The 24,395-nt window shown below is 64.5% G+C and carries 18 protein-coding genes, 1 tRNA gene and 2 pseudogenes; 14 read left to right on the plus strand and 7 right to left on the minus strand.

Going from position 1 to position 24,395, the window contains the following annotated elements; all coding sequences use genetic code 11:
• Positions 1–22 precede the first annotated feature (22 nt).
• From QF047_RS05095 to QF047_RS05110, 4 genes and pseudogenes are all read right to left on the minus strand, one after another.
• Positions 23–1,049 (minus strand): annotated as a pseudogene (locus tag QF047_RS05095) (ATP-dependent 6-phosphofructokinase).
• 183 nt (positions 1,050–1,232) lie between these two features.
• On the minus strand, positions 1,233–1,490 hold the full coding sequence (locus tag QF047_RS05100) for a PspC domain-containing protein (protein WP_307274603.1): 258 nt from the start codon (positions 1,488–1,490) through the stop codon (positions 1,233–1,235).
• A 3-nt stretch (positions 1,491–1,493) separates the two neighbouring features.
• Positions 1,494–1,793, minus strand: a complete 300-nt coding sequence (locus tag QF047_RS05105; RefSeq protein WP_307274606.1) for a hypothetical protein — start codon at positions 1,791–1,793, stop codon at positions 1,494–1,496.
• 1 nt (position 1,794) lies between these two features.
• On the minus strand, positions 1,795–3,411 hold the full coding sequence (locus QF047_RS05110; protein ID WP_307274608.1) for a PspC domain-containing protein: 1,617 nt from the start codon (positions 3,409–3,411) through the stop codon (positions 1,795–1,797).
• A 124-nt stretch (positions 3,412–3,535) separates the two neighbouring features.
• Between QF047_RS05110 and QF047_RS05115 the strand changes: the two genes are divergently transcribed.
• Positions 3,536–4,969 (plus strand): ATP-binding protein, encoded by a 1,434-nt coding sequence (locus QF047_RS05115; RefSeq protein ID WP_307274610.1) that lies wholly within the window; start codon positions 3,536–3,538, stop codon positions 4,967–4,969.
• The gene (locus tag QF047_RS05120; RefSeq protein ID WP_307274612.1) at positions 4,966–5,655 is read left to right on the plus strand and encodes a response regulator transcription factor; all 690 of its coding nucleotides are present in this window, start codon (positions 4,966–4,968) and stop codon (positions 5,653–5,655) included. The genes QF047_RS05115 and QF047_RS05120 overlap by 4 nt, the downstream gene beginning before the upstream one ends.
• 142 nt (positions 5,656–5,797) lie before the next feature.
• Here QF047_RS05120 and QF047_RS05125 read toward each other — a convergent pair whose 3' ends face one another.
• On the minus strand, positions 5,798–7,015 hold the full coding sequence (locus QF047_RS05125; RefSeq protein ID WP_307274613.1) for a pyridoxal phosphate-dependent aminotransferase: 1,218 nt from the start codon (positions 7,013–7,015) through the stop codon (positions 5,798–5,800).
• Between the two features lie 278 nt (positions 7,016–7,293).
• Between QF047_RS05125 and QF047_RS05130 the strand changes: the two genes are divergently transcribed.
• The 9 genes and pseudogenes from QF047_RS05130 (at position 7,294) to rplL (ending at position 13,813) form a co-directional block, all read left to right on the plus strand.
• Positions 7,294–7,366: transfer RNA gene (locus QF047_RS05130), tRNA-Trp, on the plus strand.
• A gap of 81 nt (positions 7,367–7,447) precedes the next feature.
• Positions 7,448–7,732, plus strand: coding sequence for a preprotein translocase subunit SecE (gene secE / locus QF047_RS05135; protein WP_306634864.1), 285 nt, complete (start codon positions 7,448–7,450; stop codon positions 7,730–7,732).
• Positions 7,733–7,846: 114 nt separating this feature from the next.
• Positions 7,847–8,672: pseudogene (gene nusG, locus QF047_RS05140) on the plus strand (transcription termination/antitermination protein NusG).
• 129 nt (positions 8,673–8,801) lie between these two features.
• The gene (rplK, locus tag QF047_RS05145) at positions 8,802–9,233 is read left to right on the plus strand and encodes a 50S ribosomal protein L11 (protein ID WP_018773647.1); all 432 of its coding nucleotides are present in this window, start codon (positions 8,802–8,804) and stop codon (positions 9,231–9,233) included.
• 130 nt (positions 9,234–9,363) lie between these two features.
• Positions 9,364–10,071, plus strand: coding sequence for a 50S ribosomal protein L1 (rplA, locus tag QF047_RS05150; protein WP_306634861.1), 708 nt, complete (start codon positions 9,364–9,366; stop codon positions 10,069–10,071).
• Positions 10,072–10,221: 150 nt separating this feature from the next.
• Positions 10,222–11,355 carry a GNAT family N-acetyltransferase gene (locus QF047_RS05155; RefSeq protein WP_307274617.1) on the plus strand — a complete coding sequence of 378 codons (1,134 nt, stop codon included), beginning with the start codon at positions 10,222–10,224 and terminating at the stop codon, positions 11,353–11,355.
• 7 nt (positions 11,356–11,362) lie between these two features.
• Positions 11,363–12,481, plus strand: coding sequence for a GNAT family N-acetyltransferase (locus QF047_RS05160; protein ID WP_307274619.1), 1,119 nt, complete (start codon positions 11,363–11,365; stop codon positions 12,479–12,481).
• Positions 12,482–12,776: 295 nt separating this feature from the next.
• Complete coding sequence (gene rplJ, locus QF047_RS05165) at positions 12,777–13,361, plus strand: 50S ribosomal protein L10 (RefSeq protein WP_307274621.1); 585 nt, start codon at positions 12,777–12,779, stop codon at positions 13,359–13,361.
• Positions 13,362–13,438: 77 nt separating this feature from the next.
• Entirely contained in the window at positions 13,439–13,813 is a 375-nt protein-coding gene (gene rplL / locus QF047_RS05170; protein ID WP_306634857.1) for a 50S ribosomal protein L7/L12, read from the plus strand.
• 77 nt (positions 13,814–13,890) lie between these two features.
• Here rplL and QF047_RS05175 read toward each other — a convergent pair whose 3' ends face one another.
• Positions 13,891–14,376: an aminoacyl-tRNA deacylase gene (locus QF047_RS05175; RefSeq protein ID WP_307274625.1), complete on the minus strand. Its 486-nt coding sequence runs from the start codon at positions 14,374–14,376 to the stop codon at positions 13,891–13,893.
• The gene (locus QF047_RS05180; RefSeq protein ID WP_307281767.1) at positions 14,376–15,575 is read right to left on the minus strand and encodes an acetyl-CoA C-acetyltransferase; all 1,200 of its coding nucleotides are present in this window, start codon (positions 15,573–15,575) and stop codon (positions 14,376–14,378) included. Before QF047_RS05180 ends, QF047_RS05175 begins: the two co-directional genes overlap by 1 nt.
• 237 nt (positions 15,576–15,812) lie before the next feature.
• On the opposite strand from QF047_RS05180, the gene QF047_RS05185 reads away from it, so the two are divergent.
• From QF047_RS05185 to QF047_RS05195, 3 genes are all read left to right on the plus strand, one after another.
• The gene (locus tag QF047_RS05185) at positions 15,813–16,274 is read left to right on the plus strand and encodes a hypothetical protein (RefSeq protein ID WP_307274627.1); all 462 of its coding nucleotides are present in this window, start codon (positions 15,813–15,815) and stop codon (positions 16,272–16,274) included.
• Between the two features lie 306 nt (positions 16,275–16,580).
• Positions 16,581–20,090 carry a DNA-directed RNA polymerase subunit beta gene (gene rpoB / locus QF047_RS05190; protein WP_306634854.1) on the plus strand — a complete coding sequence of 1,170 codons (3,510 nt, stop codon included), beginning with the start codon at positions 16,581–16,583 and terminating at the stop codon, positions 20,088–20,090.
• A gap of 142 nt (positions 20,091–20,232) precedes the next feature.
• Complete coding sequence (locus QF047_RS05195; RefSeq protein WP_306634853.1) at positions 20,233–24,132, plus strand: DNA-directed RNA polymerase subunit beta'; 3,900 nt, start codon at positions 20,233–20,235, stop codon at positions 24,130–24,132.
• Positions 24,133–24,395: the final 263 nt, after the last annotated feature.

A 24,395-nucleotide genomic window follows, 5' to 3' on the forward strand; every position in this document is an offset into this window, starting at 1 on the left:
CGGCGCAGCCGAACAGGACACCTCAGCCGAAGAGGACGGCGGCTTCGTCGTATCGCTTCTGCGGCACGGTCTTGAGCTGGCCCAGGGCTTTCTTGGAAGGCCACGTGCTCGATGTCCGTGCCCTTCAGCGCCACCATGGTGCCCCAGTAGCCTTCCACCACGGAGTCGATGGCGGCCATGCCCAGGCGGGTGGCCAGGACCCGGTCGAAGGCTGACGGCACGCCGCCGCGCTGGATGTGGCCCAGGATGGTGGCGCGGGTTTCGATGCCGGTGCGGGCTTCGAGTTCCGGGGCGAGCTGGTCTGCGATGCCGCCCAGGCGGGGCCGGCCGAAGGTGTCCAAGCCGCGTTCGGAGTGCGGGGTTTCCATGTGCTCGGGCACGAAGCCCTCAGCGACCACTACCAGCGGCGCGCGGCCGCGGGCGTGGGCCTCATTCACCCATTCGGTGATCTGCTCGATGCTGACCTTCTGCTCCGGGATCAGGATGGCGTGCGCGCCGGCTGCCATGCCGGCGTGCAGCGCGATCCAGCCCACGTGGCGGCCCATCACTTCGGCGATCATGCAGCGGTGGTGCGATTCGCCGGTGGTCCGGAGCCGGTCGATGGCTTCGGTGGCGATCTGCACAGCGGTGTCGAAGCCGAAGGTGTAGTCGGTGGCGTCGAGGTCGTTGTCCACGGTCTTGGGAACACCCACAATCTTCAGCCCGGCGTCCGTGAGGCGCTTGGCCGCGGCCAGGGTTCCCTCCCCGCCGATCGCGATGATCGCATCGATGCCTAGGCGGTCCATGTGGGCCTTGATGACCTCGGGGCCGCCACCGTTTTCGAAGGGGTTGGTGCGGGACGTACCCAAAATGGTGCCGCCCTGCTTGGCGATGCCGCGGACCATGGTGCGGGGGATATCGATGATGTCGCCCTCGACGACGCCGCGCCAGCCGTCAAGGAAACCCACGAATTCGTGACCATGGATGGCAATGCCCTTGAGGACGGCTCCGCGGATCACGGCGTTCAGCCCGGGGCAGTCGCCACCGCTGGTGAGAATTCCAATTTTCATGTCTCTGGCTCAAATCCTGGGGAGAAGGTATACAGGCAGAGCGCCACGCTGAGCTCACATAGAGTCTAGTGGCGGGTGTGGGGTACGACACAAACCGGTTACATTGGCCCGGCTGAAGCAGTCACGGGGACGCGCGAAGGCTCCCGCTCCAGGAATGGAGCGGGAGCTTTCGTGCCAGCGTGCTCAGGGGCGGTTGATGGACCGCCCCTCGAGGAAGGTCTGGAGCGGGATGACGTTGCGCTGGTCCGGCAGGACAACCCAGGCCAGGAGGTAGAAGATGACGGCCGGCCCGGGGAGCAGGCAGAAGATCAGGAATGCAATCCGGACGAACGCCACGTCCACGTTGACCTTGGCTGCGATTCCTCCCAGCACGCCGCCAAGCCAGCGTTCCGGTCCGCGCTTCAGGCCAAGGCCCCTGACGATGCTGAAAAACTTGTCCATGGTTCAAGACTTCCGTGTTGTGGGGCTGTTGTCACGTTTCCGGGCGGAAAGGAGTCCGCCCACCACCAGGGCCGCGCCGGCCCCAATCATCAGGCCGATCAGGACGTAGGTCCCGTTCAGGGTGACGATTCCCAGTTGGGCGATGATGATCAGTGCGGCGAGGGCCAGGACGATCAGGCCCCACACCACGGTGCCCACCCTCGCCCCGGACGGAGGGGCAGCAGAGGTGCCTGCCGCCGTCGTGCTTCCCGGGAGGTACGGGTCCGGAACGTAGGGGTCCGGGGCCGGAGTTTGGCTGCTCATCTTAGTTGCCTTCCTTGATGGTGATGTTGCTGACCGTGCCGTCAATCTGGATCACCAGGTGGCTGCCGGGCTTGTCGGTGTTGTAGCTGCTCTGCCGCGTGGAGATGCCGCTGCGCTGGCTTCCGCCCTCGTTCAGGTTGCCGAGGGTCATGTCGGCCTTGATGTCCACGGGCACAGTGTCCGGAATGACCACTGTGACGTTGCTGGCCGTGATATCGAGCGGGACCAGGACCTCTGATTGGAGCGGGGCGCCCAGGGCCAGCCCGGTAAGGTCCACGGTGCCCCGGCCAGCCGTGATGTTCAGCCCGTCGCTCGCCTGCTGCGTGGTGGTGGGTGTCCAGTTGACTTCCTGGAAGCGGACGCGGTCGCCGTTGTTGCCCACCACGTTGAAGATGCCGCCGATGATCAGCGCTGCCACCGCGAAGAACGAGAGGATGCCGGACGTCCTGCCTCTCAGGCCCATGGCAAGGATCCCCAGGCCCAGGACGGCTGCCGCGCTTGCCCAGGCGATGGCATTGGCGGAGTCGCCGAGGCTGATGATGTTGGTGACATCCAGCGCTTTGAGTCCTGCGCCTGCCAGCAGGGCGCTGCCGGCAATGATCGCGACGGCGGGAGCACCCGGGCCTGCGGGACGGACCCTGCGTGCCGGTGGGGGACCTTGGGGCGGCCGGGCGCCGCCGGACCGTCCGTTATCCCAGCCGCCGCCGGATCCGCTGCCTCCATAGGCGCCACTCCCGTACCCGCTGCCGTCATAGCCGCTGCCGGACGGGGTTCCGGTGGAGGTGCCGCCGTAGGGGCTTCCGGTGAAGGGACCGGTGCCTGCGACGTCGGAGTAGGGAGGAGTTGTTGCTGTGGCGGTACCCGAAGCGTAGGCGTTGGTGCCTGCCGCTGCTGCGGCTGCCGGGGTCCCGGTTGCGGCCTTGTTCCGCTGGACCAGGTAGTAGATCAGGTAGATGGCCCCGCCTACCCAGAAGATGGTCCAGAGGAAGGCGCCGAAGCCGTGGTTGCCCCAGCCCCAGAAGCCGCCGCCCAGCCCGCTGAAGCCGAGGATTGTGGCGATCAGGGAACCGGTCATGCCGCTGCTCCAGTGGCCGGCTCCTGCTTCCTGGACGTGGATCCGGCCGTCGGGCTCCGGAAGGAACGCCCACGCGAGGCCGTAGAGGAGGACGCCGATGCCGGCGAAGAGGGTGAGGACGATGAAGAGGCCGCGGATGATCAGCGGGTCGATTCCCATGCGGTGGGCAACACCGCTGGATACGCCGCCGATCCAGCGGTCCTGGCCGCGGCTGATGCCGTGGCTGCGGACCCAGCCGAAGAAGTCGGCCTGCTGGCCGGGCATTCCGGCGTAGGCGTAGCTGCCGGTGTTCGGCGCGGAGTAGGAACTGGCGGACGGGCCGGTGTACGCCCCGCCGGGGGTGTCCTGGCTGGATTCGCTGCTGGATCCTGTGGCGGAACCGCTGCTCGGTGCGCTGGCACCTTCCGGCGCCGGTTCCTGCGGCTGCGGGGACGGGGACGCCGGGGAGGTTGGCGGCAGGGGCTCGGTGGGATGTGCATTGTCCCGTTCAGGGAGGGGCTCCGTTGGGTGGCCGTCATCAGGGGTGGGGGTTTGCGAGTTCATACCTCGATCCTTCCGTTCGCAGCGCATCAGCTCTACTGGGGGACACCCTGAACGGTCCCTGAGTGGCCCCCGGTTCAGGCCGGAACCGGGTCCGGGAGACCCTGATCCGTGTTTGGATTGATCCATGACAACCGCCCCTATCCGGCCCCCGCTGGTCCGGCGCAGCGACCGCTTTATCGCGGGTGTGTGCTCCGGCCTGGCAGCGCACCTGGGCTGGCCGGTCCGCAACGTCCGGGTGGGCATGGCCCTGGCTTGCCTGGCCGGCGGTGCCGGCGTTGTCTTTTACGCCTGGCTGTGGATCATGGTGCCCACGGCGGACGAAAGCGCGCGGCGGCAGGCGCGCCGCCCGGCGTCGCCCATTGCCCCCGCCGTGAGCCAGGAGCCTGTCCCCGCGGTTGCCCGTGGCGGTGTTCGGACCGGTGTTCCAGGTGGTGTCCTGGCAGCCGGGCCAGGCGTTCCGCCCCCAGGTATGCCAAGCCCCTTCGCGCCCACCCCTGGCGACCCTTCCGATGCTGTACGGGGGCGCCCCGCAGGAAGTACTCCGGAGGCGCCGCGGCCGCCCTGGTTCCGGTTCCGGGACATGCGGTACGGCAAGGAAATCCTGCTCGGCGTCGGGCTGCTGCTGGTGGCGGGCATCCTGATCGCCCAGATCCTTGGCGTGGACGTTCCGCTGGGCACCCTGATTCCGGCGGCGGCAGTTCTGGGCGGGGCCTCCATCGCGTGGATGCAGCTGGACGAAACACGCCGCGCCGGGCTCGTGGACAAAACCAAGGCGGACCAGGCCGGCGGGTGGGCCCGGCTCGCCGCCGGCCTGGCGCTGGTAGTGGCCGGCGTCCTGGTGATGGTGTCCGGTTCCGGTTCCTGGGAACAGACCTGGCTGGCGCTGCTGGCCTCCGTGGCTGTCCTTGGCGGTGTGGTGCTGGTCCTGCTTCCGTGGGCGCTGAAATTCTGGCGTGACCTCGAAGCGGAGCGTGCAGGCCGGATCCGGGAAACGGAGCGTGCGGAGATTGCGGCCCACCTCCATGACTCCGTGCTGCAGACTTTGGCGCTGATCCAGCGGCGGGCGTCCAGCGAGCACGACGTCGTCCGGCTGGCCCGTGCCCAGGAACGGGAGCTGCGGGGCTGGCTGTTCACCGACCCGGAGAAGGACGCCGGGCAGTTGTCGGACCGGATCAAGGCTGTTGCTGCCGAGGTGGAGGACCGGCTGGGCCATGCCGTGGAGGTGGTAAGTGTGGGGGACACCACGGTAAGCGAGGGCCACGAGGCGCTGATCCAGGCCAGCCGCGAAGCAATGCTGAACGCCTCCCGGCATGGTGGCGGGACGGTGTCGGTTTATCTGGAGGTGTCCGGCGGCCGGGCGGAAGTGTTCGTCAAGGACCGGGGCCCGGGCTTCGAACTGCAGCACGTGCCGGAGGACCGGCTGGGCGTCCGGGAATCCATCATCGGCCGGATGAACCGCCACGGCGGCACGGCCACTATTACCAGCACCACAGAAGGCACAGAAGTACGGCTCGGCTACCCGGCCGCCCCGCCGGACCCCACGGAAGGCAAACCATGAACACCACCCAGGGAGCCGGTACGGGCCCCGTCCGGCCCGTCACACCCGTCCGGGTGGTGATCGTCGACGACCATGCGATCTTCCGCTCGGGCCTGAAAGCGGACCTGGATCCGAGTATCCACGTGGTGGGGGAAGCAGCAACGGTGGAGCAGGCCATTGCCGTGATTGCCCGGGAACGGCCGGAGGTGGTGTTGCTGGACGTCCACCTGCCCGGCGGCCTGGGCGGTGGAGGGCGCGAAGTGATCGCCGGCTCGGCCGCCTTGTTGTCCACCACCAGGTTTCTTGCGCTCAGCGTGTCAGACGCGGCCGAAGATGTTGTGGCGGTGATCCGGGCGGGAGCCCGCGGCTACGTCACGAAGACCATCTCCGGGGCCGAAATCACTGATGCCGTATACAGGGTGGCCGGGGGAGACGCCGTCTTCTCGCCGCGCCTTGCGGGCTTCGTGCTGGACGCCTTTGGCACCGCCCCCGCAGATATAGCCGACGACGAACTGGACAGGCTCTCCGCCCGCGAACTCGAGGTCATGCGGCTGATTGCCCGCGGCTACAGCTACAAGGAAGTGGCCAAGGAGCTCTTCATCAGCATCAAAACAGTGGAAACCCACGTCTCCGCCGTGCTCCGCAAACTCCAGCTGTCCAGCCGCCACGAGCTCACCAAGTGGGCCGCCGAGCGCCGCCTCCTCTAGCCCAGCCAAACGCTCTCTCACTTAACGCCCGTTTTTCCCCGACGCTCTCTCACTTGATGCGGCTTAACCCCAACGCTCTATCACTCTCTTGAAGAGAGTGATAGAGCGTTGGGGTTTACCCTGCGTTAAGTGAGAAAGCGTCCTACTGGGCCTTGCCCAGGAAGTCCTGCAGCCGCTGCACGCCGGTGGCGAGGTCCTCGTCGCCCAGGGCGTACGAGAGGCGGAGGAACCCGGACGGCCCGAACGCCTCGCCCGGAACCACTGCCACTTCAACCTCATCCAGGATCAAGGCAGCCAGCTCGGCCGAGGTCTGCGGCGTGGAAGTGCCGGACGCCGTCGGGAATTCCTTACCCAGCAGGGCGCGGACGTCCGCGTACACGTAAAAGGCGCCCTTCGGCGTCGGGCATTCCACGCCTTCAATGGCGTTGAGGCCGGCGACGATGGCCTTGCGGCGGCGGTCGAAGGCAACCTTCATCTCGTCCACTGCGGTCAACGGCCCGGACACGGCGGCGAGGGCGGCCACCTGCGGGATGTTGGAGACGTTGGACGTCGCGTGGGACTGGAGGTTGGTGGCGGCCTTGATGACGTCGGCCGGGCCGATCATCCAGCCCACACGCCAGCCGGTCATCGCGTAGGTCTTGGCTACGCCGTTCAGGATGACCACCTTGTCGCCCAGCTCCGGGGCGGCGGTGGCGATGGAGGTGAAGGAAACGCCGTCGTAGGTCAGGTGCTCGTAGATCTCATCGGTCACCACCCACAGGCCCTTGGCAGCGGCCCACTTGCCGATCTCTGCCACCTGTTCCGGCGAGTAAACCGAACCGGTGGGGTTCGACGGCGAGACGAACAGCAGGATCTTCGTCTTGTCGGTAACGGCCGCCTCAAGCTGCTCGATGCTGACCAGGTAGTCCTGCTCGGGGCCGGCGAAAACCTCAACAGGCACACCGCCGGCGAGCCGGATGGCTTCCGGGTACGTGGTCCAGAACGGGGTGGGGACGATGACCTCGTCGCCCGGGTCCACCAGGGTGGCGAAGGTGTTGTAGACGGCCTGCTTCCCGCCGTTGGTCACCAGGACCTGGGAGGCGTCGACGGCGTAGCCAGAGTCCCGCAGGGTCTTCTCGGCAATGGCTTTCTTCAGCTCGGGCAGCCCGCCGGCGGGGGAGTACCTGTGGTACTTCGGCTGGCTGGCCGCCTCGATGGCCGCCTGCACGATGTAGTCCGGAGTGGGAAAGTCCGGTTCGCCCGCGCCGAACCCAATAACCGGCCGGCCAGCTGCCTTCAGCGCCTTCGCCTTGGCGTCAACGGCAAGGGTTGCGGATTCGGCAATTGCGGATATGCGCTGGGAAACGCGGGCGGCAGACATGGCAGGTCCGTTCTTCGCTTGCAGCCCGAAGGCTGGAATGTGGGATTCGACGAGTTCTACTCTATGCTGTTCACCGGACCCTCCGGGTTGCCGGTTTTGAATGTGACTGCCACGCAGTGAACGTTCCGCCTGGGCAACATGAAGGGCCGGAAACGGGCCGGTTCGACGAACGCGAAGTTGTTGCGTAGACTGGTTCACCGGTGTTGAAAACACGGATGATGGCGTGCGCCCCAGTGCAAACTGGCGGTTCGTCGCGGTCAGGGTGAAATTCAATCCATAGGGTAGTGGCGCAATTGGTAGCGCAGCGGTCTCCAAAACCGCAGGTTGCAGGTTCGAGTCCTGTCTGCCCTGCGCAAGTTGCCCCGGTGAAAATCCGGGGCAAGCGCAGCAACCATGGTTCTGATCAGGGCCGGGTAATCCAACATTGCAAAGATGAGCGAGGACCAGGTGACCGAAACAGCTGCCAGCAGCTCCAAGGGCCGCCCAGCTAAGAAGGAAGCCAAGGCAAACTTCTTCGCCCGCATTGCGCTCTTTGTCCGCCAGATCATCGGCGAACTCAAGAAAGTTGTTGCACCAACCCGCAAGGAACTGATCAATTACACGCTCGTGGTGCTGGTATTCGTGGCCATCATGATGGTCATCGTCAGCCTGCTGGACATCGGTTTCGGAAGTGCTGTCGGTTGGATCTTCGGCGGTACCGGCCCCAAGGACAGCTAAGGCTGAACCATCCGCAGCTGCGTGTTCCACCCGGGAAAACCGGAGGGAAACACCGGTGTGCGGAATTGAGCCATTTAAATAGGCATGTTAGGCAATGAGGAAGCAGGAGACCAAGTGTCTGAGCAGGAGCTCGAGGTAACCGAGACTGAGCTGGAAGAGTCCGCGGACATCACGGCAGAAGCCGGTGACGAGTCTGAGGTTGAGTCCTCCGCGCCCGAAGCCAGCGACGCCGAATCCGATGACGACGCCGAATCCGATGATGATGCCGAGGCGGACGACGCCGGGTCCGAGGAAGAGTCCGCTGACGCCCTCGCCGCTGCCGCCGCCAAGGCCGACGTCGACCCCGCCGAGGAGTTCAAGGCCAAGCTGCGCCGCCAGGAAGGTGACTGGTACGTCATCCACTCCTACGCCGGTTACGAAAACCGCGTGAAGGCCAACCTTGAGACCCGCATCCAGACCCTGGACATGGAAGATTACATCTTCGAAATCCAGGTGCCCATGGAAGAAGTCGTTGAGATCAAGAACGCCCAGCGCAAGGTCATCAACCGCGTCCGCATCCCCGGCTACGTCCTGGTCCGCATGGACCTGACCGACGCCTCCTGGGGCGCCGTCCGGCACACCCCCGGCGTCACCGGCTTCGTGGGCAACGCCCACAACCCCGTGCCGCTGCGCCTGGACGAGGTCTTCTCCATGCTCGCCCCGGTCTTCGAAGAAGAGCAGGCCGAGAAGGGCAAGCCGGTCAACAAGCAGCACCAGGCCCCGGTGGACGTCGACTTCGAAGTTGGCGAGTCCGTCATCGTCAAGGAAGGCCCGTTCGAAACCCTTCCCGCCACCATCTCCGAGATCAAGGTCGAGTCCCGAGACCCTCGTGGTGCTGGTTTCCATCTTCGAACGCGAAACGCCTGTCACCCTGGCGTTCAACCAGGTCACCAAGATCTGACAACCCAAAGAATTCGTCCCGGCACTGCCCGCTTAGCAGCGCCGGAACGGCCGGCCGCCTCGCCATGGCGGCCAAAAACCTGAGGCACGCTCCTGTGCCCCAGGACGTTATTGAGAGAAGGACCCTACATTGGCTCCCAAGAAGAAGGTCACCGGCCTCATCAAGCTGCAGATCCAGGCAGGTGCCGCTAACCCGGCTCCGCCGATCGGTCCTGCGCTTGGCCAGCACGGTGTCAACATCATGGAATTCTGCAAGGCGTACAACGCTGCGACGGAAGCCCAGCGCGGAAACGTCATCCCCGTGGAAATCACGGTCTACGAGGACCGTTCCTTCACGTTCATCACCAAGACCCCGCCGGCTGCAGAGCTCATCAAGAAGGCTGCAGGCGTCGCCAAGGGTTCAGCTACCCCGCACACCGTCAAGGTTGCCAAGCTGACCCAGGCCCAGGTCAACGAGATCGCCACCACCAAGATGGAAGACCTCAACGCCACCAGCCTCGAAGGCGCAGCGAAGATCATCGCCGGCACTGCCCGCTCCATGGGCATCACGGTCGAAGGCTAATAACAGCCTTCCACCACCGGGCAACCGGTAACAGAAACATTGATTGTCGCAGGATCCTTACTGGATCCTCGACTGTGGCAGGGCCCAGCGCGGTCCGCAGACCACAACTGCACAAGGAGAAATAAGCAGCATGGCAAAGCGCAGCAAAGCATATGAGGCAGCAGCCGCCAAGATCGACGCGGAGAAGTTCTACGCGCCGTTCGAGGCAGTAACGCTGGCCAAGGACACCAACCCGTCCAAGTTCGACGCCACCGTTGAGGTTGCATTCCGCCTCGGCGTCGATCCCCGTAAGGCTGACCAGATGGTCCGCGGCACGGTCAACCTGCCCCACGGCACCGGTAAGACCGCCCGCGTCCTGGTTTTCGCCACGGGCGACAAGGCTGAGGCGGCAATTGCTGCCGGCGCCGACTTCGTTGGTTCCGACGACCTGATCGAAAAGATCGCCGGCGGCTGGACCGACTTCGACGCCGCCGTTGCCACCCCTGACCTCATGGGCAAGGTTGGCCGCCTCGGTAAGGTCCTGGGTCCGCGTAACCTGATGCCGAACCCGAAGACGGGCACCGTGACCCCCGACGTCACCAAGGCCGTCAACGACATCAAGGGTGGAAAGATCGACTTCCGCGTCGACAAGCACTCCAACCTGCACTTCATCATCGGCAAGGTGTCCTTCGACGTCATCAAGCTGGCTGAGAACTACGCAGCAGCACTGGAAGAGGTGCTTCGCCTGAAGCCGTCCGCTTCCAAGGGCCGCTACATCCAGAAGGCCACGGTTGCCACCACGTTCGGTCCCGGCATCTCCGTTGACCCGAACGTCACCAAGGTTCTGACCGAGGCCTAAATCCTCGTCTGAAGCTTCCGCGGCGGACCAGTCCTCCGCAAACTAAAACCGCCCGGCGTCCGCGCCGGGCGGTTTTGTTTTATCCGGGCGGCCTTGTTTTAACTCCTGGCACCTATCCGGAAGGGGCAGGTTCCTGCCTAAGCTGTAGAAATGGCCGAACCGGATCCGGATCCATCCGCGGGTGGAAATGCAGGGCTGTCAATAGCCGCCGTCGAGGTCCCGCCAGTGAGCGGCATTGCCTCCGGGGCAGGGCATTCCGGTGCAGACTTCCGGGAGTGCCATGCCCTGCGGGTGGCCCACGAGCTGGCCGTATGGGGCAACCTGGACCGGTGCCCCACCCTGCCCGAAGCGCTGGAGTATTGGCGGGGCAATGAGTACGAGGAACGGCACCTCTACCTGGCCAGGCTCGGATCGGAAACCGTGGGCATGTGTTCGGTGACGCTCCCATTGCGCGAGAACTTCCACACCGCCGGAATTGATGTCCTGATCGCCCCCGCCCACCGCCGGCAGGGCCTGGGCCATGCGCTCCTGGACCATGCGGAAGCAGTTGCCCGGAACCGGGGCAGGACCTCCCTGGACGCCTACCACGAGGTGCCGCTGAGGGGGACGGAGGGCACTGCCCTGCTTCCGGCCAAATCCGGGGCAGGGGGACTGCCGCTGGACGAGCCGGCTGTGGCCTTCGCTGTTGCTGCCGGCTACGAGCTGGAGCAGGTTGAGCGCTCCAGCCGCCTTGAACTGCCCGTGCCGCCGGACGTGCTGGACCGGTTGGAGGCCGATGCCGCGCCCCGGGCCGCGGATTACACCATTACCGGCTGGGATGAAACCTGCCCTGAGGACCTGGTGCATGTTTACGCACGCCTCAAGGAAACGATGAGCACTGACGTTCCCCTTGCCGGGCTGGACTGGGAACGCGAGGACTGGGACGACGCCCGGGTCCACGAGGAGGAACAGGCATTGATACGCGGCGGGGTTCAGTCTGCCGTGACAGCTGCCGTCCACAGGAGTACTGGTCAACTGGTGGCCTACACGGTCCTGAACTGGCGCGCTGGCGTCCCGGATTCGATCGGGCAGCAGGACACCCTGGTGGAGTCGGAACACCGCGGGCGGCGCCTGGGCATCCTCATCAAAGTAGCCAACCTGCGGCGGGCACAAGCCAGGTGGCCGGCGGCCCGATCGGTCCTGACATGGAATGCCAACGAAAACCAACATATGCTGGCCATAAATATCGCGCTTGGCTTCAAGCCTGCAGGTTCTGAAGGCGAGTGGCAGAAACGGCTGGGATGATGCGCCTATGGCAAAAGACGTGAAGATCGAGCAGCTTTGGATTCCCGACTCGCTGGACGCGCCGGACGCAGCGGACTTCCTTGCCGCCGTCGAGGTTGGACGGAAAGTCCGAATGCAGACCTGGGGCAGTGACGACCTCGCCTACGGTCCCCTGGAGAAGCTGCTCGAGTTCCAGGACCCCTACGAACGGCAGCTCATTCTCGTCGCCAAGGTGGAAGGGGAGATCGTGGGCACCGTTGATATCGCCCTGCCCCTCACCGACAACCTGGACCTGGCGGAGTTCACCCTTGACATCCTGCCCGAGTTCCAGCGCCAGGGGGTGGGCCGGCGGCTGCTGCAGGCAGCGGAGCAGCTGGCCCGGGAGGAGGGCCGCACCATGATCCTCGTGGACACCAACCACCCCGGCGCGTCCCTGCATGAATTCGAACGAGCCCAGCTGGTTCCCGGTACGGGGCAGGGCTTCGTGCCCCTGGAAAGCCGCGAAGTCGAGTTCGCCCAGCGCACCGGGTACACGCTGCAGCACATCGAACAGTTCAGCTCGTGCGCGCTCCCGCTGGACTCGAAGCTCGTGGCCGACCTGCAGGCAGAAGCGGACGAGGCCAACAACGGGCGCTACCGGCTGCACCACTGGACGGACACCTGCCCGGACCGCTGGCTGGAGGCCGTCGCAGCCTTGGAGAACCAGGCGGGGGCCGACGTCGATCCCGCCCTGGATGCGCCCGTTGAGCAGGAGATGGTGTTCGACGGCGCCATCCTCCGTAAGGCCGAAGAGGTTGCCATTGCGCAGGGCCGGCGGACAGTGGTCACCGCCGTCGAACACCTCGCCACCGGAACGCTGGTGGGCCTGACCACCATCACCGTGTTGGCGCACGGTGCCGACGTCGTTTTCCAGGACGACACCCTGGTTCTGCAGGAACACCGCGGCAATAAGCTCGGATTGCTCATCAAGGTGGCCAACATGGAGCGGCTCACCGAGCAGTTTCCCGACGCGCGGATCATCTACACGTGGAACGCCCCGGAAAACCGGTACCTCCTGACCGTCAACCAGCAGCTGGGCTTCCAGACGGCCGGGGTCACAGGAATCTGGCAAAAGGAGCTCCCGCACCTGCACACCAGCACCAGCTAACGCCCCGATTTGGCGCACTGAAGGCTCTCCCGTAGACTTGAAGGACCAAAGACCGTCGGTTGTTGGAAATCCACTCTCCCGAGCATCGCTCAATTCTGCAGTTGTGCGCGGGGGAAGCAGTGGATTTCTGGACGAAGGACCCTAACATAGGGCGGCCGGCGCAGGTGAACGAAGCAAAGCTCCACGGAATAATCCGCGTTGAGCCAAGCCCCGTGCATCTGCGCGGGGCGTTTTTAGTTTTAGCTCTCTTGAGCGGGGACCGTCGCATACCGGCACTATCCCCGGAAGGAGGGTTATGGCAACGCCTGCAAAGGTTTCAGCAGTAGCTGAAATCACTAACGATTTCAAGGAATCGAACGCCGCTGTCCTGACCGAATACCGTGGGCTCACCGTTGCACAGATCAAGCAGCTGCGTGTTTCTCTCGGCCAGGACACCAAGTTCTCGGTCGTCAAGAACACCCTGACCGCCATTGCAGCCAAGGAAGCCGGCGTCGAAGCATTCGACGGCCAGCTTGCCGGCCCCACTGCAATCGCGTTCATCAAGGGTGACGCAGTTGCCGCTGCCAAGAGCCTGACGGATTTCGCCAAGACCAACAAGCAGCTGGTCATCAAGACCGGTTACTTCGAGGGCAAGGCACTGAACGCCAGCGAGGTTGCCGCACTGGCAGCACTCGAGTCCCGCGAGCTGCAGCTCGCCAAGGTTGCAGGTGTCCTCAAGGCACCCGCCGCCGCCGCTGCACGCATCATCGACGCACTGCGCCTCAAGCTTGAAGAAGAGAACGGTGCACCGGCAGCTGCCGAAGCGCCTGCCGCTGAAGAAGCTCCCGCCGCCGAAGCCGAAGCTCCCGCAGCTGAAGCTCCTGCTGCCGAAGAGAACTAATTCTCTTTACCCCACCAGACTCCGGTGCGACGCACGGCCCAGTGCCGCTGAGCACCACAACAGGAAGGACGCCTACCATGGCGAAGCTCACCAACGAAGAGCTCATTGAAGCTTTCAAGGAACTGACCATCATCGAGCTCTCCGAGTTCGTCAAGCTCTTCGAAGAGACCTTCGAAGTAACCGCTGCTGCTGTTGCTGTTGCTGGCCCCGCCGGCGCTGCTGCAGAAGAGGTTGAAGAGAAGACCGACTTCGACGTCGTCCTCGAATCCGCTGGCGAAAAGAAGATCGCAGTGATCAAGGAAGTTCGCGCCATCACCTCCCTCGGCCTCAAGGAAGCCAAGGACCTGGTTGACAGCGCACCGAAGGCTGTTCTCGAAGGCGCCACCAAGGAAGCTGCCGAGAAGGCCAAGGAGCAGCTCGAGGCTGCAGGCGCCACCGTTACCCTTAAGTAACAACGCCTTTTCCTCAAAAGCCCCGTCCACGTTTGTGGGCGGGGCTTTTTGCTTGCCCAGGCAGGTCTTGCGGCGGGTCAGGCGGGGTCGCTGATATCCGCGACCACGGCACCGAGCGCGCCGGTCAGGGCGTCGGCGTCCACGAAGGCGCTGTAGCCGTGCGCGCCGGCGCCCATGGAAATCCGACGCCCGGTAATGGTGGCGTCCGCGTAGACGGGCCAGCTGTTGGTGCTGCCCAGCGGTGTGATGGTGCCCCGCTCGTAGCCGGTGGCGTCGAGCGCCACGTCAGCGGGCGGCAGGGACAGTTTGTTGACGCCTACAAGGCTGCGGAGCTTTGGCCAGGAAATCTGGCGGTCACCCGGGATCAGTGCGAACAGGAACGAGCCGTCCTTATGCTTGACCACCAGCGACTTCACGATGTCCGCTGGGGTGATCCCCAGGATGCCGGCCGCCTCTTCCAGGCTCTTGGCGGCGGGCCTTTCCACGACGTCCACCTGCAGCCCGCGCGCCGCGGCGTCGGCAAGGAACCTGTCCCTGCCGGCGCCGGTTCCTGCGTCCCCCATCAGTCGCGGTACAGCAGGAGCGCTTCGCCCTGCCCGCCGCCGCCGCACAGGGACACGGCGGCCTTGCCCTTGCCGCGCCGCTTGAGTTCGTGCGCCGCATGGCCTGCCAGACGCGCCCCGGATGCCCCGATCGGATGGCCCAGGGCAATGGCTCCGCCGTGGATGTTGCACTTCTCCAAGGGGTAGTCCAGGTCCTTCAGCGACTGCACCGCAACGGAGCCGAATGCTTCGTTGATTTCGATGAAGTCAAGGTCTGCGGTGGTCCAGCCGGCACGTCCCAGGGCGTGCTGGATGGCGTTGGACGGCTGGGAGTGCAGCGAGTTGTCCGGCCCTGCAACCTGCCCGGGCTTGCCCACTACCGCCAGGTATTCCAGGCCGTGTTCTTCGGCGAAGGCCCGGGAGGAGAGGACCAGGGCGGCCGCTCCGTCGGACAGGGGAGAGGAGTTGCCGGCGGTGATGGTGCCGTCGGTGACGAACGCTGCGCGCAGCCCGGCCATTGATTCCACTGAGGCGTTGGGCCGGACGCCCTCGTCGGTGGAGACCACGATTGGATCGCCCTTGCGCTGCTTGACGCTGATGGGCACAATTTCGTCGTCGAAGGTTCCGTTCTTGGCTGCCAGCGCCGCCCGCTGATGGGAATGTGCAGCCACGTTGTCCTGGGACGGCCTGTCGATGCCGAGCGCGAGATTGCGGGTTTCGGTGGAGAGGCCCATCGACTGGCCGTCGAAGGCGTCCGTCAGTCCGTCGTGGGCTGCGGCGTCGAGCGCCTGGATGGAACCATAGGTCCAGCCCTGCCGCGAGCCGGGCAGCAGATGCGGTGCCCGGGTCATGGATTCCTGGCCGCCGGCCACCACCACGGATGCCTCGCCGCCGCGGATCATCCGGGCTGCGTCGATCACGGCCGTCAGCCCCGAAAGGCAGACCTTGTTCACGGTCACGGCCGGGACGTTCCAGCCGATGCCGGCGCCGATTGAGCTCTGGCGTGCCGGGTTCTGCCCGGCACCGGCCTGGAGCACCTGGCCCATAATGACGGCCTCCACCTGGCCGGCGTCCACGCCGCTCGCATCGAGCGCGGCCCTGATGGCGTGCGCGCCGAGTTCGACGGCGGTGAAGCTCGCCAGTTGCCCGTTGATCCGGCCCTGTGGCGTACGTGCTGCTGCGAGAATGACAACGTCAGTGTTGTCCGCGGAATTGCCCATGTTTATCTCTCCCGATCTGGTCCGGTGGTAGGCCACCAAGGCTACCGTGACGCTGCTCACCCAATTATTCAACGCCATGACCGCCACAGGCATTCCAGCACGGGCTGTGCCCCCTGGCACAGGGGAGTTGTCCCCATCTCCGCGGGATGCACGACGGCGGTGGGCTGCGTAGGCTGGACGGCGGACAGTTTTGCAGGGGGCAGCAGGTCCAGGCCCCGGGACGCTTGGAGCAGCATCGTGGAAAAAATCCTGGCCGTGGCAGCGGCCGCCGGTATCGCGGGACTCACCGCCTGCTCCGTCCCCACCGCCGATCCCGCCGCCGGCAGCAGAACGGCCGTGCCGCCGTCGTCCTCCTCCTCAAGGGCTGCCTCTGCGGGCCAACCCCCTGCCGCTCCCTCCGCCGGCGGAACCAGGCAAGCGTGCGAACTCTTCAACGCCCTCCTCGCGGACTACCGGGCGGTCCCGGCCGACGACGCCGACGGTTTTGAGGACATCTACCTGCAGGCTGAAGACGCCAAGGACACTGTCCCCGGTGACCTGAAGGGGCTTTTTGCTTCCCTGAGCCTGCTCGCCATCGACCACTCTGCGGCAGCGGAAGCCGGCGGAACGCCGGGGCAGGAATCCAAGGATGCCGTCCGGGATGCTGTCTTCGCCAATGCCGGGACCTGCACCGCGGAAGGCGTCACCCTCCGTCTCTAGCCACACCACCGCCGGAAGCAGGCGGGAAAACCAGTGCTTGCAATCGGGCCGGATGTGGGATAGACATGTAGGTTATTTTGCCGTATCGTAGATATTTGCGTCTTCCCTGTTTACCTTCAGCCTTCATATAGCGGTGGGCTTTCGCCTGGCAGCTGGCAATCAACGTGCCGTCAACAACGTCACAGCATAGTCAGCACCGGCCCCGGGTCATATAGCGGAACCGGATGGTAGCACTGCGGAGTCATTCCGCAGGGTGCACAGCGGGGGAGATCTGAAAACGCCTGAAGGTCTGTGGAAGGATCCCTCTTGGTCGCCTCGAGCACCTCTAATAACGAAACCGCTAACACCGCCGACAGCACTGATGGTGCCACTCGCCGGCTTTCATTCGCAAAGATTCACGAACCTCTTGACGTTCCGAATCTGCTTGCCCTCCAGACCGACAGCTTCGACTGGCTGGTCGGAAACGAGCGCTGGCAGGCACGCGTAGCGAAAGCTGTTGAAGAAAACGATCTTAGCGTCGCCACCACGTCCGGTCTCTCGGACATCTTCGAAGAGATCTCCCCGATCGAGGACTTCCAGGGCACCATGTCCCTGAGCTTCTCCGATCCGGAGTTCGCCGACCCGAAGTACACCATGGCCGAGTGCAAGGACCGGGACGCTACGTACTCGGCTCCGCTGTACGTCAAGGCCGAGTTCATGAACAACAACACGGGCGAAATCAAGCAGCAGACCGTGTTCATGGGCGACTTCCCGCTGATGACCGAGAAGGGCACCTTCGTCGTCAACGGCACCGAGCGTGTCGTCGTCTCCCAGCTGGTCCGTTCCCCGGGCGCCTACTTTGAGCGCGCCGCCGACAAGACCAGCGACAAGGACATCTTCACCGCGAAGATCATCCCGTCCCGCGGCGCCTGGTTCGAGCTCGAGATCGACAAGCGCGACCAGGTCGGCGTCCGCCTTGACCGCAAGCGCAAGCAGTCCGTCACCGTACTGCTGAAGGCCCTCGGCTGGACCGAAGGCCAGATCCTCGAAGAGTTCGGCCAGTACGACTCCATGCGGGCAACCCTGGAGAAGGACGCTACCGAGACCCGCGAAGACGCGTTGCTGGACATCTACCGGAAGCTGCGCCCGGGCGAGCCCCCCACCGTCGAGGCTGCCCAGTCGCTGCTGGACAACCTGTACTTCAACTCCAAGCGCTACGATCTGGCCAAGGTTGGCCGTTACAAGATCAACCGCAAGCTTGGCATCGACCGCTCCCTTGGCGACAAGGAAGCTTCGGTCCTGCACGTTGAAGACATCGTTGCCATGATCAAGTTCCTCGTTGCGCTGCACGCCGGCGAGAAGACCATCAAGGGCACCCGCGACGGCCAGGAAGTTGACCTCCGCGTCGAGATCGACGACATCGACCACTTCGGCAACCGCCGCATCCGCGCCGTCGGCGAGCTCATCGAGAACCAGGTCCGCACCGGCCTGTCCCGCATGGAGCGCGTTGTCCGCGAGCGTATGACCACCCAGGACGTCGAGGCCATCACGCCGCAGACCCTGATCAACATCCGCCCCGTGGTTGCAGCCATCAAGGAGTTCTTCGGAACCTCCCAGCTGTCGCAGTTCATGGACCAGAACAACCCGCTCTCGGGCCTGACCCACAAGCGCCGCCTGTCGGCTCTTGGCCCCGGTGGTCTGTCCCGTGACCGTGCCGGCATGGAAGTCCGTGACGTTCACCCGTCCCACTACGGACGTATGTGCCCCATCGAAACTCCTGAAGGCCCGAACATTGGCCTGATCGGTTCGCTGGCATCCTACGGACGCATCAACCCGTTCGGCTTCATCGAGACCCCGTACCGCCTGGTCAAGGAGGGCGTGGTTTCCGACGACGTCCAGTACCTGACGGCCGACGACGAGGCTGAGGTCCTGATCGCCCAGGCCAACGCGCCGCTGGACGAGAACAAGAAGTTCGCCGAGGACACCGTCCTCGTGCGTGCCCGTGGTGGTGGGGGCGAGCCGGTTCTGGTTCCCGCCGGCGACGTCGAGTTCATGGACGTTTCCCCGCGCCAGATGGTGTCCGTGGCTACCGCCCTGATCCCGTTCCTCGAGCATGACGATGCCAACCGTGCACTCATGGGTGCCAACATGCAGCGCCAGGCCGTGCCGCTGGTCCGTTCCGAGGCTCCGTTCGTGGGCACCGGCATGGAACGCGCCGCAGCCGTCGACGCCGGTGATGTCACCATCGCGAAGAAGGCCGGTGTGGTCACCGAGGTTTCCGCCGAGCTCGTCATCATGCTCAACGACGACGGCACGGAAACCAACTACCGCATCAACAAGTTCGCACGCTCCAACCAGGGCAACTGCTACAACAACCGCGTCCTGGTGAACGAAGGCCAGCGCCTGGAAGTTGGCGGCATCATCGCCGACGGCCCGGCAACGGACCAGGGCGAACTCGCCCTCGGCAAGAACCTGCTCGTGGCATTCATGTCATGGGAAGGCCACAACTTCGAGGACGCCATCATCCTCTCGCAGCGCATTGTTGCCGAGGACGTTCTTTCCTCCATCCACATCGAGGAGCACGAGATCGATGCCCGCGACACCAAGCTTGGTGCCGAGGAAATCACCCGTGACATCCCCAACGTGTCCGAGGAAGTCCTGGCAGGCCTGGACGAGCGCGGCATCATCCACATCGGTGCCGAGGTTGAAGCAGGAGACATCCTGGTCGGAAAGGTCACCCCGAAGGGTGAAACCGAGCTGACCCCTGAAGAGCGCCTGCTGCGCGCCATCTTCGGTGAGAAGTCCCGCGAAGTCCGCGACACCTCCCTGAAGGTGCCCCACGGCGAGTCCGGCACCGTCATCGGCGTGCGCGTCTTCGACCGCGACAACGACGACGAGCTGCCCCCGGGCGTGAACCAGCTGGTCCGTGTCTACGTGGCCGCCAAGCGCAAGATCACCGACGGCGACAAGCTCGCCGGCCGCCACGGCAACAAGGGTGTTATCTCCAAGATCCTCCCGATCGAGGACATGCCCTTCCTTGCCGACGGCACCCCCGTTGATATCGTCCTGAACCCGCTGGGTGTCCCGGGCCGTATGAACGTGGGCCAGGTGCTCGAAACGCACCTCGGCTGGGTTGCCAAGACCGGTTGGAAGATCGAAGGCGAGCCCGAGTGGGTCAAGCAGCTGCCGAACCTGCCGCGCGAAAGTGGCCAGACCACTGTTGCAACGCCGGTGTTCGACGGTGCCCGCGAAGAGGAAATCACGGGCCTGCTGGACTCCACCAACCCGACCCGCGACGGCGAACGCCTGATCAACTCCTCGGGCAAGACCCGTTTGTTCGACGGCCGCTCCGGCGAGCCGTTCCCGGATCCGATCTCGGTCGGCTACATGTACATCCTGAAGCTCCACCACCTGGTGGACGACAAGATCCACGCGCGCTCCACCGGCCCGTACTCCATGATCACGCAGCAGCCGCTGGGTGGTAAGGCACAGTTCGGTGGCCAGCGCTTCGGTGAAATGGAAGTGTGGGCGCTCGAAGCTTACGGCGCCGCCTACACGCTCCAGGAACTCCTCACGATCAAGTCCGATGACATCCACGGTCGTGTGAAGGTCTACGAAGCCATCGTCAAGGGCGAGAACATCCCCGAGCCGGGCGTTCCCGAGTCCTTCAAGGTCTTGATCAAGGAAATGCAGTCGCTGTGCCTGAACGTGGAAGTCCTCTCCACGGACGGAACCACAATTGAAATGCGTGACTCTGATGACGCAGTCTTCACGGCTGCGGAGGAACTGGGTATCGATCTGTCCCGTGCAGAGCCCAGTTCCGTAGAAGAGGTCTAAGGAGGCGTACGACGGCGGGTGAGCCCCGCCGTCGTACCTCACCTTCCTCATCCCGCACCTAAACGGCCGGTGGTTGAGTTTGTCGAAACCCCGGTGCCGCAAAGACTTCAGAATTTAGAGAACAAGAGAGAACAGGGACCATATGTCCAGCGAATCCTCCTTCGGCCTCATGCAGATCGGCCTCGCCACCGCGGAAGACATCCGCGGCTGGTCTTACGGCGAGGTTAAGAAGCCGGAAACCATCAACTACCGCACGCTCAAGCCCGAGAAGGACGGCCTCTTCTGCGAGAAGATCTTCGGCCCGTCCCGGGACTGGGAATGCTACTGCGGCAAGTACAAGCGCGTGCGCTTCAAGGGCATCATCTGTGAGCGTTGTGGCGTTGAAGTCACCCGCGCAAAGGTACGCCGCGAACGCATGGGCCACATTGAGCTGGCCGCTCCCGTCACGCACATCTGGTACTTCAAGGGTGTTCCCTCCCGCCTGGGCTACCTCCTTGACCTGGCGCCGAAGGACCTCGAGAAGGTCATCTACTTCGCTGCCTACATGATCACCAGCGTTGACGAGGCTGCCCGCCACGAGGAACTGCCCAACCTGCAGGTTGAGCACGACATCGAGAAGAAGCAGCTGATCGACAACCGCGACGGCGACATCGCTGCCATCGCCCGCGACCTTGAAGGCGAGATTGCCCGCCTTGAAGGTGAAGGCGCCAAGGCTGCCGACAAGAAGAAGGCCCGCGACTCCGCCGACCGCCAGATGGCCAACGTGCGCAAGCGCGCCGACGCCGACATCGAGCGCCTCGAGCAGGTCTGGGACCGCTTCAAGAACCTCAAGGTCGCCGACCTCGAAGGTGACGAAGGCCTGTACCGCGAGCTGCGGGACCGCTACGGCATGTACTTCGAAGGCTCCATGGGTGCCGAAGCCATCAAGAAGCGCCTTGAAGGCTTCGACATGCAGGCCGAGTCCGACCTGCTGCGCGAGATCATTGCCACCGGCAAGGGCCAGCGCAAGACCCGTGCCCTCAAGCGCCTCAAGGTGGTCAACGCGTTCCTGACCACCAACAACAGCCCGCTTGGCATGGTCCTGGACGCCGTCCCGGTGATCCCGCCGGAACTGCGCCCCATGGTCCAGCTGGACGGTGGCCGCTTCGCGACCTCCGACCTCAACGACCTGTACCGCCGTGTGATCAACCGCAACAACCGCCTCAAGCGCCTGCTTGACCTGGGTGCTCCGGAGATCATCGTCAACAACGAGAAGCGCATGCTTCAGGAAGCTGTTGACAGCCTCTTCGACAACGGCCGCCGCGGCCGTCCGGTCACCGGACCGGGCAACCGCCCCCTGAAGTCCCTGAGCGACATGCTCAAGGGCAAGCAGGGCCGTTTCCGCCAGAACCTCCTTGGCAAGCGCGTGGACTACTCCGGCCGTTCGGTCATCGTGGTCGGCCCGCAGCTGAAGCTGCACCAGTGCGGCCTGCCCAAGCAGATGGCGCTGGAGCTCTTCAAGCCGTTCGTGATGAAGCGCCTGGTTGACCTCAACCACGCCCAGAACATCAAGTCGGCCAAGCGCATGGTGGAGCGTTACCGTCCGCAGGTCTGGGACGTGCTCGAAGAGATCATCACCGAACACCCGGTGCTGCTCAACCGTGCACCTACCCTGCACCGCCTCGGCATCCAGGCGTTCGAGCCGCAGCTTGTTGAAGGCAAGGCCATCCAGCTTCACCCGCTGGTGTGTGGCGCCTTCAACGCTGACTTCGACGGCGACCAGATGGCAGTCCACCTGCCGCTGAGCCCCGAGGCCCAGGCTGAGGCCCGCATCCTGATGCTGTCCTCGAACAACATCCTGAAGCCCTCTGACGGACGCCCGGTCACCCTGCCCTCGCAGGATATGATCATCGGCCTCTACCACCTGACCACCAAGCGTGTCGGTTCAGCTGGCGAAGGCCGCGTCTTCGGCTCGGTAGCCGAGGCCATCATGGCCTACGACCTGCACGAGCTGCACTTGAACTCCAAGGTCAAAATCCGTCTTGAGGGCTTTGTCCCTTACGCCGGATGGGAAGCTCCGGAAGGCTGGGAGCAGGGTCAGCCCGCGCTGGTCGAGACCTCCCTCGGACAGGTGCTCTTCAACGAGACCCTGCCGGCCGACTACCCGTGGGTTGAGAACGTTGCGGACAAGGGCGAACTGTCCACGATCGTCAACGATCTCGCCGAGCGCTACCCGAAGGTGGTCACGGCGGCAACGCTGGACAACCTGAAGGATGCCGGTTTCTACTGGGCCACCCGTTCAGGCGTCACCGTTGCGATCTCGGATATTGAGGTGCCTAAGGCCAAGCCGCAGATCCTCGCAGGTTACGAGGAGCGGGCCGCCAAGATCCAGGGCCAGTACGACAAGGGCCTGATCGACGACGACGAGCGTCGCCAGGAACTGATCGAGATCTGGAACAAGGCAACCAACGAGATCGCCCAGGCGATGCGTGACAGCCTGTCGCCGATGAACACCATCAACCGCATGGTGTCCTCCGGTGCACGTGGTAACTGGATGCAGGTCCGCCAGATCGCGGGTATCCGTGGCCTGGTGGCCAACCCGAAGGGTGAGATCATCCCGCGTCCCATCAAGTCCTCCTACCGCGAGGGCCTGTCGGTGCTGGAATACTTCATCGCCACCCACGGTGCCCGTAAGGGTCTGGCTGACACCGCTCTGCGTACCGCCAACTCGGGTTACCTGACCCGTCGTCTGGTGGACGTGTCCCAGGACGTCATCGTCCGCGAAGAGGACTGCGGCACCGAGCGTGGCCTGGTCACGCCCATCGCCGTGGCCGATTCGAACGGTGAGCTGGTCCTGGACGAGAACGTCGAGAACAGTGCCTACGCACGTACGCTCGCCGTCGACGTCGTGGACTCCGAGGGCAAGGTCCTCGCGGCTGCCGGCACCGACTGCGGCGACGTGGTGATCGATGAACTGTTCAAGGCTGGCATCACCGAGGTCAAGGTCCGCTCCGTACTCACGTGTGAGTCCAGCGTCGGCACCTGCGCCTTGTGCTACGGCCGTTCGCTGGCCACCGGCAAGACCGTGGACATCGGTGAGGCTGTGGGCATCATCGCTGCACAGTCCATCGGTGAGCCCGGTACCCAGCTGACCATGCGTACGTTCCACACCGGTGGTGCTGTTTCCGCCAGCGGCGGCGACGACATCACCCAGGGTCTGCCCCGTATCCAGGAGCTTTTCGAAGCCCGTACTCCGAAGGGTGTTGCACCGATTGCAGAAGCAGCCGGCCGCATCGCCATCGAAGAGTCCGAGCGCCAGATGCGCCTGGTTATCACTCCCGATGACGGAACCGAAGAGATCGCCTACCCGGTCCTGCGCCGTTCACGCCTGCTGATCGAAGATGGCGACCACGTCACCGTCGGCCAGAAGCTGATCAACGGACCGGTCGATCCCAAGCAGGTCCTGCGCATCATGGGTCCGCGTGCGGCACAGAAGTTCCTGGTGGACGAGGTCCAGGGCGTGTACCGCAGCCAGGGCATCGGTATCCACGACAAGCACGTCGAGGTTATCGTGCGCCAGATGCTGCGCCGCGTCACGGTCATCGAGTCCGGCGAATCGGACCTGCTGCCCGGCGAGCTCGCCGAGCGCAGCCGCTTCGAGGAGGCCAACCGCCGCGTTGTGTCCGAGGGCAAGACTCCGGCTTCCGGACGTCCTGAGCTCATGGGTATCACCAAGGCGTCCCTGGCCACCGAGTCCTGGCTGTCGGCAGCTTCCTTCCAGGAGACCACCCGCGTCCTGACGCAGGCGGCCATGGAAGGCAAGAGCGATCCGCTGCTCGGCCTCAAGGAGAACGTCATCATCGGTAAGCTGATCCCGGCCGGCACGGGCCTCCCGCGCTACACCGAGGTCACCGTGGAGCCCACTGAAGAAGCGAAGGCCAACCTGTTCACCGGCCCCAGCGCGTTCAGTGACTTCTCGTACGACACCCTGGGCGGCGACGGAGCTCCTGAGTTCCACGCCATCCCGCTGGATGACTACGACCTGGGTAACGACTTCCGCTAAGCGTCCCTAGGAAGGCCCCGTCCCCACTCCGGTGGGGGCGGGGCCTTTCGTATACACCCAATTAAGCCGCAGGATCAAGCCGTGCTAGAATTTATGTAATTGTTTGTGTGGCAGTGGATGAAGGCCGCCGCAGCATCATTTTGGTTTTGTTCTCATGATGTTGGGTGTGAGCTTGTTTCCGGGTTGCGGGCTAGGTGCGCAACGAATGCCACGCTTTTGCACGCCTAAGTTCAATCCTAGACATCCAGGCTGCAGGAACAACG

Origin of the sequence: Arthrobacter sp. W4I7 (assembly GCF_030816215.1) — a bacterium.
GTDB classification, from domain to species: Bacteria; Actinomycetota; Actinomycetes; order Actinomycetales; family Micrococcaceae; genus Arthrobacter; species Arthrobacter siccitolerans_A.